This is a genomic window from Mesorhizobium sp. LSHC420B00 (assembly GCF_000503055.1).
In the GTDB taxonomy this organism is placed as follows: domain Bacteria; phylum Pseudomonadota; class Alphaproteobacteria; order Rhizobiales; family Rhizobiaceae; genus Mesorhizobium.
In genome coordinates this window covers 85,450-98,336 of the sequence record NZ_AYVY01000002.1, presented here as the reverse complement: position 1 = coordinate 98,336, position 12,887 = coordinate 85,450, and the positions used below count along the sequence as shown (strand labels likewise).

Sequence of the window (12,887 nt, the reverse complement as noted above, 5' to 3'; positions counted from 1 at the left end):
GTTTTCCTAGCCTAATTCTAACCTTCGACATTGGCCCGCAGCGCGGCCAGCACCTGTGCAAACTCCGCCAACCTGTCGTCGGATAATCCCTTCCGCAGCCGCTTGTCGAAGGCTAACGCGGCGGTGCGCAATTTCAGGAACAGCGCTTCTCCGGCTTGGGTCAGCTCCACCTGGTGAACCCGGCGATTTTCGGGATCGCGGCGCCGTATCAGCAGGCCTTGCGTCTCCATGGCGTTGAGATGATGGGTCAGTGTTGCGCCCCGAATACCGATCATGCCGGCGAGCTCGCGTTGGTTGGCCAGCTCCCGCGACTTGACCGACAGCAAAGTCACCCAGACCGGCAGCGTGCCCCCCGCCTCGACCAGGGCAGCGTCGAAAGCCTGCGCGACCAGCTTGGCGGTGCGGGCGAGATTCATCCCGATCGGCGGGCGGTCAAAGGGCGTCATGATCCGACACTAGAACAAGGGCAAAGCCTATGGAACCGGCTCGAGCTTATGCGTTGACATCTAATCATTTGATATCTATCCATATGGTTAGCGGTGGGCAAGAGAGGAAATGCGGTCATGCAATATGTCTACATCATCGTCCTCGGCCTTCACGTCATGGCGGGTGTGTTCTGGGCCGGCACCACCATCGCGGTTGCCCGCGAACCGGAGATCCGGGCGGAACGTTTCTTCCGGCCGCAAATGGGCGCGGCCGGCGTGGTTTTCCTCACGGGTTTGCTGCTCTGGTATTTCTTCCACAACGGGTCCTTCGGCTCGATGGAGAAGGTCCTGGCGCTGGGCATCTTGACTGCCTTGATTGCCGCCGGGGTCCAGGGCGCACTGGTGGGTTCCGCCAGCAGGCAGTTGGCCGGCGCTGATGCGGCGACGCAAACCCAGTTGCGCGCGAAGATGACAAAAGGCGAACGCATCGCCGGCGGGCTGCTGGTCATCACCGTGTTCTGCATGGCTACCGCCAGGATGTTTTGAGCGGCCTGCCGCAATCGCAAGATCGTACGGTGTCCGGCCGCAAGCCGGCGGCGTGCGCGGCGCGCAGAACGAGCCGAAGTACCGTGGTGGCTCTCCGTACGGAGGTTCGGCTGCGCGCCACCAATCAATCCAAAATATTCCTCAGATTCGCAAGCCGAACCTGATGCCGTCATAGATGGCGGCGTGGATGTTGCGCGAGGCTACTGCATCGCCGATGCGGAAGAGCACGAAACCGGCGTGAGGATTGCGCACGGGAAAGATGTCGCCGCCATTGACCAGCTTTTCGTAGTCGATCGCGCCGGCGTTCTTCGACAGCGGCTTCAGCGCCAGATAGAGATCGTCGAGCGGCAGCGTGCCGTGCTCGACCACCACCTGGTCGACGCGGCGCTCTCCGCGCCAGCCATCAGCGAAGTCGGAGGCGAGCTCGGCGATCAGCTGGTTGCCCTCGCGCCGCACCGAACGCAGCCGTGTGTTGATGGTCACCGTGACACCCTTTTCCTGGAAGGCGCGCATGTAAGGCACATGGTTCATGCCGCCCATTTCCGGCGCGAAGAAGCGCTCTGGTGAAACCAGCTCCAGCCTGGCGCCGCTGTTGGCGATCAGTTCGGCAGCACCCATGCCCTGATGGCCGCCATTGTCGTCATAGAGCAGCACGTTCTCGGCCGGCTTGACGCTGCCGGCCATGATGTCCCAGCTCGAGGTGACGAGATCGTCGCCCGCAGTCAGAGGCGGGTTCTGCGGCAGGCCGCCGGTGGCGATCACCACCACGTCCGGCGACAGCGCCAGCACGTCGTCCTTCTCCGCCCAGGTGTCGTAGCGGATCTCGACGCCGAGCCGGTCCAGCTCGGCCAACCGCCAGTCGATGATGCCGATCAATTCCTTGCGGCGCGGGTTCTGCGTTGCCAGCCGCACTTGGCCGCCGGCCTGGCTCGATGCTTCCAGCACCGTTACCTGGTGCCCGCGCTCGGCGGCGACCCGCGCTGCCTCCAGCCCGCCGGCGCCGGCGCCGACCACGACCACCTTTCGCTTCGGTCCCTCGGTTTTCGGGATGATATGCGGGATATCAGCCTCGCGGCCCGTTGCCGCATTGTGGATGCACAGCGCCTCACCGCCCTCATAGATGCGGTCGAGGCAGTAGGTTGCACCGACGCAAGGACGTATCTCGTGCTCGCGGCCCTCCATCACTTTTTTGACGATGTGCGGGTCGGCGATATGGGCGCGCGTCATGCCGACCATGTCGAGCTTGCCGGTGGCGATGGCGTAACGCGCGGTGGCGACGTCGGAAATCCGCGCAGCATGGAAGGTCGGGAATTTCGTCGCCGCCCTCACCTCGCCGGCGAAGTCGAGATGCGGCGACGACCGCATGCCGGTCACCGGAATGACTTTTGTCAGCGCGGCATCAGTCTCGATCGAGCCACGGATGATGTTGAGGAAATCGACCTTGCCGGAGCCGGCCAGCCGCCTGGCGATTTCGACGCCTTCCTGTTTCGACAGGCCTTTCTCGAAATCCTCGTCGGCGACCATGCGGATGCCGACGACGAACTTTTCGCCGACCGCGGCACGCACCGCATCGAGCACCATTCCGGTGAAGCGCAGCCGGTTGTCGAGCGAGCCGCCGAAATCGTCGTCGCGCTGGTTGGTGGCCGGCGACCAGAAGCCGTCCATCAGGTGGCCGTAGGCCTCGAATTCGATGCCGTCGAGGCCGGCAGCCTGGCAGCGCTGGGCGGCCGCCGCGTAGTCGACGACGATGCGCTCGATATCCCAGTCCTCGATAATCTTGGGAAAGGCGCGATGCGCCGGTTCGCGCACCGGCGAAGCCGACAGCACCGGCAGCCAGTCGGCCTTGTTCCAGCCGGTGCGGCGGCCGAGATGGGTGATCTGGATCATCACCTTGCAGTCATGCTCGTGGCAGGCATCGGTAAGCTCGGCGAGCCACGGCACGATGCGGTCGTCATAGACATGCAGATTGCCGAAGGCGGCCGGGCTGTCGCGCGAGACGATCGCCGAGCCGGCGGTCATGGTCAGCGCCATGCCGCCCTTGGCCTTTTCGGCATGGTAGAGCCGGTACCGCTCCTTTGGCATGCCGTCCTCAGAATAGGCCGGCTCATGGCTGGTCGACATCACCCGGTTCTTCAGCGTCAGATGCTTGAGCTGATAGGGCTGGAGGAGCGGGTCGTTGTTAGTCATCGTCTTCCTGCTGTTTCAAATTGTGCTAATGAGCGGCAAATTTTTGTTTTTACGCATGTCGCTATCCCAAAATCGCTGCGCAGTTTTGGGCGACATGCAGCAAGGAACCTGCTCATGACCGATACGAAAAACCTCACCCAGCTCGGCACCAACGTCGAGGCGCCACAGAGCCCTGAAGCGGCAGTCCTGGAAACCGTGCCATTTTCGCGCGGCGACGGCCCGCCGGCCATCGTTCGCTTCACCTGCCCGGAATTCACTTCGCTCTGCCCGGTCACCGGCCAGCCGGACTTCGCCCATATCGTCGTCGACTACGCACCCGATGCGCTGCTGGTGGAATCGAAGTCGCTCAAGCTGTTCATGACCTCGTTTCGCAACCATGGCGCGTTCCACGAAGAATGCACCGTCATGATCGGCCGCCGCATCATCGCCGCGACCAAGCCATTGTGGTTGCGCATCGGCGGCTACTGGTATCCGCGCGGCGGCATTCCGATCGACGTGTTCTGGCAGACGGGCGCCCCGCCGGAAGGTGTGTGGCTGCCCGACACCGGCGTCGCCCCCTATCGCGGGCGCGGGTGAGCCTGAGTTTCTGAGGAAAATACGTTGCATCAGTTGAGCGGGAGCCGCCGGTAGCGGCCGGGATTGTTCGGGTCGCTGAAATGGCCCATCGGCCCGTGTTCGGCGAAGTGGCCCGCCCAGCGTTTCATCGCAGCCGGATCGAGTTCGACGCCCAGCCCGTCACCCTCCGGCACGCGCACCGTATTGCCCGTCTGGCGGAAAGGACCGTCCTTGATGACATCGCCGATCTGCCAGCGAAACAGCGACTGCGATGCTTCGGTGATCCACGGTGTCGCCGCCACGACGTGCAGATAAGCCGATGTCATGATGCCGAGATCGTTCGAATAGCACCAGAACCCCTTGCCCATCGCCTCACAGGCGGCGATGAATTTCAGAGTTTTCGACAATCCGCCGAGTGCTGCGAAATTGCAGACGAAGTAATCCGGCGCACCGAGCGCGACTGCCCGTCTGAGATCCGGGATGTGCGTGGAGAACGGAATGCGCGAATGCTGGCGCAGCGCTGCCATCTCCTCGAAGGTCGCGACCGGATCCTCGTAATTGCGGATGTTGAACGGCTCGATCTCGCGCAGTACCCAGCGCGCTGTGGTCAGCGACCACTGCATGTTGGAATCGAGTTTGATCTGCGCCTTATCGCCAAGCGCCTCGCGCAGCATGCGCACTGTCCTGATCTCGAGCTCGGGATCGCCCATGATCAGCTTGCCCTCGAAGATCGTCGAGCCGTGCTGTTCTCGCATGCCGAGACAATAGTCGACGATCGCTTCGGCGGTCATCTCGCCGCCGGCTCCGCCTTGAGCGGGGCGAAAGGCGAAATATTCCGAAAACGGAATGTCCTTGCGCACCGCGCCGCCGAGCAGCTTATAGAGCGGCATGCCGAAGACCTTGCCTCTTATATCCCAGAGCGCCAGTTCGATGGCGCCGAACGCCACCGTGGCTGCGTTCTCGCCGGTGTTGGCGGTGATCTGCCAGGGCGGCACACAGCGCGCCTCGCAGTCGGCGATGTCGAGCGGATCGGCGCCAATCAGCGCCGGCGCGATCTCGGCCTTGATCACCTCGCCGAAATGCCACCATGGCGCCTCGCCCAGTCCGACCACGCCTTCGTCCGTCTCGACCTCGATGATCGATTTCGAGGCGCCGCCGTAGAGACCAGCCGTCCACCAGAACGGAGCATCGAGCGGGACGTTGACGTGGGTGACGCGGATGTTGCTGATCTTCATCGGTTCCGTTCTCACTCACACTGGTATTGGCTGAGCGCCCATTCGCCTGTCACCGAGAGCAGGTCCGATATCTTCCAGTCGCCGTCGACCTTTTTGAGCTTCCATTCCAGCCGGTGCGGATTGCCGGAGGCGACGAAAGCGACAACGACCTTGGCCTGGTCGCCCTTGACCGCTTCGATGGTCTTCAGGCTCTTGTCGATCTCCGCCTCGTCGTATTCGGCATTGTCGAGCGCCATGTTGGGATCGAGGCACTCGCCCTGCCCCGACTTCCGCAGCGCGTCGCTCTTGTCCAGCACCGACTTTGCCGGATCGGTGAAATGGCCCCGCTGAGCCGGATCGACCTCGAGCCTGGCATGCTCGTAGAACGGCTTCACCACCGCCGTCGGCGAGCCCGGCTGCACGGGTGCGGCCGGTGCGTTTTCTGCCGGCGACTCTGCCGGCGGAGGTGCCGCGTTGTCGGCCGGCGCGTCTGCGGGCGGCGCGCCCAACAGGCCCTGAGCGGCGGCGCTGCTCAATCCGGCCAGCAGGCACGCAGTCGCCAGAACCCAGGGACGGCAGCGGAGCACGGCATCACTCCGGGGTCTGCCCGGCCAGACATTCGAGCGCACTCAGCGTCCAGCCGCTGGTCTTCGAGGTGATGTCGGCGACCTTCCACTGGCCATCGATCTTCCTGAGTGACCAGACCATTTCGCGTTTGGAATCATCGCCTTCCGGGAAAAGGCTGAACGTCGCCGTCACCTCGGCGCTGTCGCCATCCAGCGTTTCGGCCAGCGTCAGCGTCTTGGCCACGGTCTTCTCGTCATAGTCCTGCGCATCGAGACCAGGGGCGAAGTCGATGCAGGGAACTTCATCCGGATGGTTCTTTGCCGCGTTGTCGTTCAGTTCGAACAGTTTCGTCACCGGCGCGGTGAAGCGGTCGCGATATTGCGCATCGGCCTCGAATTTGACCGACGGGACATAGAAGAACTTCACGGCGTTGGCAGCAGGGCCGGCAAACGCGGCCGCCGGCAAGGCCATCGAAAGCGCGGCAACAAAAAGTGGCAGTTTCATGCGTGTCCCCGATTGTTCACTGACGGAAGCTATCAGTACCACGCATCTTGCCTGTCGGCTTTCTTGCGGTCCATGAAATCCTGCAACGCGTCCTCTGCTGGCAACTCAGGCGTTCAGCCAGACGTTCTGGAGATCCATCTCGAAGGTTTGGTGGACAGCGTAGTTCTTCACCTTCTCGTTCATGTGGCTGAACAGCTTCTGCCAAAACGGCTGAATGATGACGCCCGAATCCTGGAGGATCTGCTCGATGTCCTTCATGACCTCGCGGCGCTTTTCCACGTCGATGAGCGAGAGAGCCTGCTTGAGCTTGGCGTCGAAATCAGGATTCGAGTAGCCGGTTTCATTCCAGGCCTCGCCGGTGCGATAGCCCAGCGCCAACACCTGGACGCCAAGCGGGCGCATGTACCAAATGGTCATGGAATAAGGATATTTGGTCCAGTCGTTCCAGAAAGTCGAACCCGGCAGCACGGTGCGCTTCACCTTGATCCCGGCGTCGCGCAACTGGCCGGCAATAGCGTCGCCGGTATTCTTTTGCCAATCGTCCTCGACGGTGATCAGTTCATGCTCGAAGTCGGCCTGCTTGGCCTCGGCCATCAGCTTCTTGGCGCCCGCGGCGTCACGTGTCTTCTTGGGCAGCGCGAAGTATTCCGGATGAATCGGGCTGACGTGATGGTTTTCACCAACAGTCCCTCGCCCGGCATAGCCAAGTTCGAGCACCGCCTGGTTGTCGACGGCCATTTGCAGGGCGTTGCGGACGCGCTTGTCGTCGTAGGGCTTGTGCGTGACGTTGGTCCGGGCAACGAGCGTGGTCGCTGTCGCGACCTCCGATTTTACCAGCCCCATCTTGTCGAGGATGTCTATGAAGTCGGCGGGCGTCTCGAAGTTGAGATCGATTTCGCCGGAGTCGAATGCATTTATCGACGCGTTGAAATCGGTTCCGTAGTCGATGAATTCGACGCCGTCGAGAAGCGCTTCACCGCCCCACCATTTGCCAGTCTCCCGACGCTTGACGACCGCTTTCTGGCCGACCGAATAGGACACCAGTTCGAACGGCCCGGTGCCGATCGGCTTCTCGATCGGATTGGCGCCGTCGGCGTCGAAGTTGCGATGGACCACGAGCGCTGGATAATCGGTGAAGTTCGGGATCAGCGAGATGTCCGGTTCGTTCAGCTTCAGCTTGACCGTGTTGTCGTCGACCTTGGTGATCGCGCCATCCCTGGCCTTGCCGGTTTTTGCGTCGATCAGCGCACCGACGCGCGCGGCCATGGAATTGCCGGCGGCAGCCTTTTCGCACCAGCGCGTCAGATTGTAGGCCACATCATCGGCGCCGAAAGCATCACCATTGGTCCAGGTGATGCCCTTGCGCACATGCAGCACATATTCGGTGGCGTCGTCATTGACCTCCCAGCTTTCGAGCAAAACCGGCTCGAATGTGAACTGGCGGGTGTAGCGGACAAGCGGCTCCAGCCAGCAGCGTGAAATGTTCGCAAGTTCCACCCAGTCGTAGGTGCGCGGGTCCTTTTGTGCCTTCACCGACATCGAAACATGCAGCGTTCCGCCTTTCTTCGGCTCTTCAGCCAAAGCCTGTTCCGGCACAGCAAGACCGATCATGCCGTAAGCAAGAGCTGTCGATGCGCCGAAAGCGCTTGCCAGAGCCAGAAACTCGCGCCGATCCACATGACCTGCACGCGCTTCGCTGGCCATCGCTTCGATGGCGCTCGGCACGCGATCACCATTGCTTCTGAAGAGTGTCATTTTTTCCTCCGTTATGGTTCCCATCGGGTCTTCGCCCGTTATCAACTAACGCTGTCCGGTAGTTTCTCCTCGCGCCGCGCAATCAAATCTTTGAGACCATCGGCGATGCCCTCATCGAGCTTCGGCTCCTCATAATCGGCGAGCATGTTGCGCGCTTTCTCGCGGCCGCGGGTGTCGTGGTCCTTTGCTCCTTCCGCCTTCCACTGTTCGAACGAATTGAAGTCCATGATGCTCGGTATGAAGAAGGCGGACTCGAAATGCTGGAGCGTGTGTTGGGTGCCGAGGAAATGGCCCTGCGGTCCGACCTCGCGGATAGCCGCCATAGCCTCCTTGAAATCGTCGAATGGCAGCCCGCCAGCATATTTGTACCAGCCGACAAGCTGCTCGCAGTCGGTGGCAAATTTCGAATAGCCGCAGGTCAGGCCGGCCTCGAGCCAACCGGCGGAGTGCCAGATGTAGTTGGCGCCGGCAAGGATGGCGGCATGCATCAGCATGTTCGCCTCGTAGCCCGCCTGGGCGTCGTTCAGCTTCGAACCGACATGGAAACCGGACGTGCGCCACGGCAGCCGATACTTCCGCGCCAGCGCGCCCATGAGATACATCATCTGGGCCGCCTCCGGCGTGCCGCCCATGGGAGCGCCGGTCTTCATGTCGACCGTCACCATGAACTGTCCGTAGATCTGCGGCGAACCCGGACGCAAGAGCTGTGTGAACGCGACGCCCGCCAGCGCTTCGGCATTGACCTGCGCGACCGCACCGACTGCAGAGGCCGAAGTCGAGGCGCCGCAAAGGGCGAAGGGCGCGAGGATCAGCGGCTGGTTGTGGCGCGCATAGACTTTCATCGCGTCCAGCATGGTGGCATCCCAGACCAGCGGCGAATTGCAGTTGGTGATCGCCACCAGGACCGGGTTGTCGCGGACATAGTCCTCGCCGAACACGATGCCTGCCATCGCCATCGTGTCTTCGGCTCGATCTTTGGAGGTCACGATGCCCATGAACGGCTTGTCGGAGTGCTTCAGCGCTGAATGGATGATGTGGAGGTGACGCTTCGGCACCGCGATTTCCATCGGCTCGCAGATGATCGAGCTCGACGAATGCAGCGCCGGCGCCATGTAGGCGAGCTTGTGGAAATTGTTGAGGTCGGCGAGTGTGCCGTAGCGCCTGTTGTTGTCGAGGTCGCGCACATAAGGCGCCCCGTACATCGGCACGAAGATGGAGTTGTTGCCACCCACACGTACGGAACGCTGGGGATTCCTCGCATTGAGCGTGAACTCCGACGGGACCTTCGAGACGAGGTCCATCAGCAGGGCGCGGTCGATCCGGACCCTTGTCTCGGAGACATCGGCGCCCGCCGCCTTCCACATTGCGATAGCCTCGTCGTCGCGGAACTCGCATCCCACCTCTTCGAGGATGCTGAGCGACTCCTGGTGGATGAGCTCCACCGCCTCGTCCGGGACCATCTGATACACCGGAATCTTGCGAACCAGGGTCGGAAATGACGCTACGGGAGCTCCCCGCAGCGCCTTGCGCCCCAGGCGGCCACCCGCGCGACGATTGGTATGTTCGCTCACTTCAACGGCCGGTGCGTTCATGGAGGCTCCATCTTCCTGTCTCGATCAATCTAGCCAGACAAAATGCAGCTGTGACGCTGGAAAATCCTGATCTCTTGTATAAGCTCAGCTTATGCGAAGCTTGCGCCATCTGCTGCCCTCGGCCGGCAGCCTGATCGTTTTCGAGGCCGCCGGCCGGCTGTCGAGCTTTACCGCCGCCGGGCGGGAGCTCGGCATGACGCAGGCTGCCGTCTCCTATGCGATCCGTGGGCTCGAGGAGCAGCTCGGCGCCAAACTCTTCCAGCGCCGCCACCGGCAAGTCAGCCTTACCGAGGCCGGCGATCGCTTTCACGCCGACGTCTCGCTCGGCCTGTCGCACATCCGCAAGTCGGCGGAAGATCTGCGCCAGATCGCCGTCGGCGCTCACGTGACGCTCGCCGCCTCGACCGCATTCGCCTCGTTCTGGATGATGCCGCGCCTGCAGCAGTTTCGCGACGAACTGCCGGGCATCGACCTGCGCATCCAGACCGCGGACCGCGATCTCGACATCATCGCCGAAGACATTCCGCTCGGCGTCCGCGGCGGCGAGCCCAAGGAATGGCCGGATTATCATTCGCTGCCGCTGGCCGATGAAGTGATATTCCCCGTCGCCGGCGTTAGTTATGTGGCCCGGTTCGGGCTGCCGGCGAACGTGAAGGACCTTCCATCGCATCGTCTCATTCATCTCGAAGAGCCGTTTCGCGAGGCCGCCAGCTGGGACGAATGGTTCGCCTCGGCCGGTGTCGACATCGCCGATGCCGGGCGTGGCTTGCGCATCAACGACTATGCGCTGGTGATCCAGGCAGTCATGGAAGGGCAAGGCATCGCGCTCGGCTGGGGTCATCTCGCCGAGCGGCTGCTGGCATCAGGGCTGCTGGTGCGCGTCACCGGCCACACAATGACGACCGGCAAGGGCTTTCATGTCATCTGGTCGAGGAACCGCGAGCTCAGCGACAACGCCCGCAAGGTGCGGGACTGGCTGGCGGCGCAAGCGTGAGGCTATCCCACAATGCCCGGTCAAACCGTCACGACGATCTTGCCGAATTGTTCGTTCGACTCGAGATAACGATGCGCCTCGACGATCTGATCAAACGGAAAGGTTCTAGCGATTGCGGGCTTCAGCGAACCCGATTTCAGTCCATCAAGGATGAATGTCTTGGCGGCCTGTAGCCGGGCCGGATCGCGCACGATCTCGTGGACGAGATAGCCGCGCAGCGTCAGCGTCTTGCCTAGCACTGCAGGTAACGGAAAAGGTGTCGGGTCGGGGCTCAAGCCGCCATATTCGATGAGAATGCCGCCTGGCGACATCGCTGCCGTCAGAGGCTCGAAGATCGGCCCGCCGACCGCGTCGAACACCACGCGCACGCCGTCCGGGCCGGCGATTTCCTTCAACCTGGCTTCCAGATCCACCTCTGCCGAGGCGATGACGTGGGCCGCGCCGAACTCAAGCAGAGTCCGCTTCTTGGCGGACGTCCGTGTGACGGCGATCGGCGTCGCGCCAACCAGGTTGGCAATCTGGATCGCCGCCAGTCCGACGCTGCTCGATGCCGCAGTGATGACGACAAAGTCCTTCCTGCCGAGTTTGGCAATGTCGATCAGCGCACCGTAGGCGGTGAGATATTGCATCCACGCAGCGGCGGCCTCTTTCCAGCTCAGCGATGGTGGATGCTTGACGACGAGCTCGGCGGGATATGTGGCAATCTCACCATAGGCAGGCCAGCGGGCCATCGACACTGGCGGCACGATGCTGACGGCATCGCCCGGCGCAAACCCGTCCACGCCTTCGCCGACCGTTTCGACGAGGCCAGCGGCCTCAAGCCCAAGACCGGAAGGCAACGGCGCGGTTTGGATATATCTGCCTGAACGCAGCAACGCCTCGGCCCGGTTCAGACCCAACGCCTTGACACGGATCTGGATCTCGCCTCGTCCCGGCGCAGGCATGTCGACATTCTCGATGCGCAGAACCTCGGGACCACCAAGCTCATAAAAACGAACGACACGCGCCATCGGTCACAACTCCAAAATATTTGAACTGAATAGGCTATGCCAGCGGCGATCGGGCAGATAAATAGCCGCTTGAGTAGATCAGCAGAAACTGTGGGTTTTGAATATGGATCGCCTTACGAGCATGGCCGTGTTCGTCAAAGCCGTCGACCTGGGCTCGTTCGCGGCCGCGGCGGCGGCTCTTGATCTGTCCGGGCCGATGGTCGGCAAGCATGTCCGGTTTCTCGAGGAGCGCCTGGGCGTGCGCCTCATCAACCGGACCACGCGCCGCCAAAGCCTGACAGATTTCGGGCGCGCCTATCATGAACGCTGCCGGCTGGTGCTTGCCGAAGCAGAGGCCGCGGATGCGCTCGCCGCCGACCAGCTTGCCGAACCGCGCGGAAAGCTGCGCGTCCTCATGCCGGTGCATTTCGGCCGGCGCTGCGTTGCCCCGATCCTGTTCGGGCTTGCGCAGCAATATCCGGCGCTGGAACTTGACCTGTCGTTCAGCGACGCCCTCGCCGACCTCGCCGAGGACGGCTGCGACCTTGCCATCCGAACGGGCGATCTGGAGGACCAGGCCGGGGTGATGGCGCGGCGCGTCGCGCGCCAGCACATGGTCGTCTGCGCGTCGCCATCCTATCTCGACAGGCACGGCCAGCCGCAGGCGATAGATGACCTCGGCAGCCATCACGCGATCATCTACCGCCGTTCCGGGCGTGCCGTTCAGCCGTGGCTGTTTCCACGCAATGGCCAGCCTGCGACGGAGGTCAGGCTCGCTGGCAGATTGCGGCTCGACGATCTCGATGCCATCGCCGATGCCGCGGCCGCCGGCATGGGGCTCGCCTGGCTGCCATACTGGCTGGTTCGCCAGCGCATTCAGGCGGGCGTACTTGTCCCGCTATTGCCGGAACAGCCGAGGTTTCTCTATGACGCCCATGCGCTGTGGCTGCAGACGCCACATCTGCCGATGAAAGTCCGCCTTGCCGTCGATGCACTGGCGGCAGCGCTGCCCAAGCTCATGAGTTGAAGGCACGGTCGCGGTCAGCTGCGTGGATTTCCTCGAGAACGACCCGACGATTGAACAATAATCTATATGGTAAGATTTCGAATATACAGGAGGTAAACCAGAACAACTGTTAGCGATATCGAAATAATCGTCCAAATAGTGAACAAAATTACTCTTGCAATACGACTCTTTCGACGCTGTATCCATCGAGCGAAGTTTACCATTAAGTAATCTAGGATGACGTCCAAATGTCGCCTCCAACGGCCATTCGCTTCAGATTTTGGCCTTCGCCCGACTAAATCCACTAAGTCAATTGGGGGCCAAGCCCATTCACTTCAACAATATTCCTATCTCTACATCGTGGCGGGACAGCACCCCCCTCTGGCCTGCCGGCCATCTCCCCCGCAAGGGGGGAGATTGGCGGTTCATGCGTCCCGCCAACCTTTGAGACATTGGAGACTGGCGGAGGCCGAGGCGACATCCGATCTCCCCCCTTGCGGGGGAGATGGCCGGCAGGCCAGAGGGGGGTGGGACGGAGCGCAACGGAGCAGTC

12 protein-coding genes are annotated in these 12,887 nt (G+C 62.2%); 4 read left to right on the top strand and 8 right to left on the bottom strand.

What is annotated here, in order from left to right; genetic code table 11:
• Window positions 1-17 precede the first annotated feature (17 nt).
• On the bottom strand, window positions 18-446 hold the full coding sequence (locus tag X760_RS44305; RefSeq protein WP_023717184.1) for a MarR family transcriptional regulator: 429 nt from the start codon (window positions 444-446) through the stop codon (window positions 18-20).
• A gap of 117 nt (window positions 447-563) precedes the next feature.
• On the opposite strand from X760_RS44305, the gene X760_RS44300 reads away from it, so the two are divergent.
• Window positions 564-971 carry a hypothetical protein gene (locus X760_RS44300; RefSeq protein WP_023717183.1) on the top strand — a complete coding sequence of 136 codons (408 nt, stop codon included), beginning with the start codon at window positions 564-566 and terminating at the stop codon, window positions 969-971.
• 141 nt (window positions 972-1,112) lie between these two features.
• Here X760_RS44300 and X760_RS44295 read toward each other — a convergent pair whose 3' ends face one another.
• Window positions 1,113-3,158 carry an NADH:flavin oxidoreductase gene (locus X760_RS44295; RefSeq protein WP_023717182.1) on the bottom strand — a complete coding sequence of 682 codons (2,046 nt, stop codon included), beginning with the start codon at window positions 3,156-3,158 and terminating at the stop codon, window positions 1,113-1,115.
• Window positions 3,159-3,272: 114 nt separating this feature from the next.
• On the opposite strand from X760_RS44295, the gene queF reads away from it, so the two are divergent.
• Window positions 3,273-3,734, top strand: a complete 462-nt coding sequence (gene queF, locus X760_RS44290) for a preQ(1) synthase (protein WP_023717181.1) — start codon at window positions 3,273-3,275, stop codon at window positions 3,732-3,734.
• Between the two features lie 29 nt (window positions 3,735-3,763).
• On the opposite strand, the gene X760_RS44285 is transcribed toward queF, so the two are convergent.
• The 5 genes from X760_RS44285 to X760_RS44265 all read right to left on the bottom strand — a co-directional run bounded on the left by X760_RS44285 (window position 3,764) and on the right by X760_RS44265 (window position 9,345).
• Window positions 3,764-4,948, bottom strand: a complete 1,185-nt coding sequence (locus tag X760_RS44285; protein ID WP_023717180.1) for a mandelate racemase/muconate lactonizing enzyme family protein — start codon at window positions 4,946-4,948, stop codon at window positions 3,764-3,766.
• 11 nt (window positions 4,949-4,959) lie between these two features.
• The gene (locus X760_RS44280) at window positions 4,960-5,514 is read right to left on the bottom strand and encodes a hypothetical protein (RefSeq protein ID WP_051409602.1); all 555 of its coding nucleotides are present in this window, start codon (window positions 5,512-5,514) and stop codon (window positions 4,960-4,962) included.
• Window positions 5,515-5,518: 4 nt separating this feature from the next.
• Window positions 5,519-5,998: a DUF3828 domain-containing protein gene (locus X760_RS44275; RefSeq protein WP_023717178.1), complete on the bottom strand. Its 480-nt coding sequence runs from the start codon at window positions 5,996-5,998 to the stop codon at window positions 5,519-5,521.
• A gap of 105 nt (window positions 5,999-6,103) precedes the next feature.
• On the bottom strand, window positions 6,104-7,753 hold the full coding sequence (locus X760_RS44270) for an ABC transporter substrate-binding protein (protein WP_023717177.1): 1,650 nt from the start codon (window positions 7,751-7,753) through the stop codon (window positions 6,104-6,106).
• Window positions 7,754-7,794: 41 nt separating this feature from the next.
• Entirely contained in the window at window positions 7,795-9,345 is a 1,551-nt protein-coding gene (locus X760_RS44265; RefSeq protein WP_023717176.1) for a trimethylamine methyltransferase family protein, read from the bottom strand.
• 91 nt (window positions 9,346-9,436) lie between these two features.
• Here X760_RS44265 and X760_RS44260 point away from each other — a divergent pair, with 91 nt between their 5' ends.
• Window positions 9,437-10,339 carry a LysR substrate-binding domain-containing protein gene (locus tag X760_RS44260; RefSeq protein ID WP_023717175.1) on the top strand — a complete coding sequence of 301 codons (903 nt, stop codon included), beginning with the start codon at window positions 9,437-9,439 and terminating at the stop codon, window positions 10,337-10,339.
• 20 nt (window positions 10,340-10,359) lie between these two features.
• Here X760_RS44260 and X760_RS44255 read toward each other — a convergent pair whose 3' ends face one another.
• Complete coding sequence (locus X760_RS44255; protein ID WP_023717174.1) at window positions 10,360-11,349, bottom strand: zinc-dependent alcohol dehydrogenase family protein; 990 nt, start codon at window positions 11,347-11,349, stop codon at window positions 10,360-10,362.
• A 103-nt stretch (window positions 11,350-11,452) separates the two neighbouring features.
• On the opposite strand from X760_RS44255, the gene X760_RS44250 reads away from it, so the two are divergent.
• Entirely contained in the window at window positions 11,453-12,355 is a 903-nt protein-coding gene (locus X760_RS44250) for a LysR family transcriptional regulator (protein WP_023717173.1), read from the top strand.
• Window positions 12,356-12,887 lie beyond the last annotated feature (532 nt).

Coding starts and splice junctions, on each gene's coding strand:
- X760_RS44305 (WP_023717184.1), bottom strand. CDS start 446: ATGACGCCCTTTGACCGCCCGCCGATCGGGATGAATCTCGCCCGCACC.
- X760_RS44300 (WP_023717183.1), top strand. CDS start 564: ATGCAATATGTCTACATCATCGTCCTCGGCCTTCACGTCATGGCGGGT.
- X760_RS44295 (WP_023717182.1), bottom strand. CDS start 3,158: ATGACTAACAACGACCCGCTCCTCCAGCCCTATCAGCTCAAGCATCTG.
- queF (WP_023717181.1), top strand. CDS start 3,273: ATGACCGATACGAAAAACCTCACCCAGCTCGGCACCAACGTCGAGGCG.
- X760_RS44285 (WP_023717180.1), bottom strand. CDS start 4,948: ATGAAGATCAGCAACATCCGCGTCACCCACGTCAACGTCCCGCTCGAT.
- X760_RS44275 (WP_023717178.1), bottom strand. CDS start 5,998: ATGAAACTGCCACTTTTTGTTGCCGCGCTTTCGATGGCCTTGCCGGCG.
- X760_RS44270 (WP_023717177.1), bottom strand. CDS start 7,753: ATGACACTCTTCAGAAGCAATGGTGATCGCGTGCCGAGCGCCATCGAA.
- X760_RS44265 (WP_023717176.1), bottom strand. CDS start 9,345: ATGAACGCACCGGCCGTTGAAGTGAGCGAACATACCAATCGTCGCGCG.
- X760_RS44260 (WP_023717175.1), top strand. CDS start 9,437: ATGCGAAGCTTGCGCCATCTGCTGCCCTCGGCCGGCAGCCTGATCGTT.
- X760_RS44255 (WP_023717174.1), bottom strand. CDS start 11,349: ATGGCGCGTGTCGTTCGTTTTTATGAGCTTGGTGGTCCCGAGGTTCTG.
- X760_RS44250 (WP_023717173.1), top strand. CDS start 11,453: ATGGATCGCCTTACGAGCATGGCCGTGTTCGTCAAAGCCGTCGACCTG.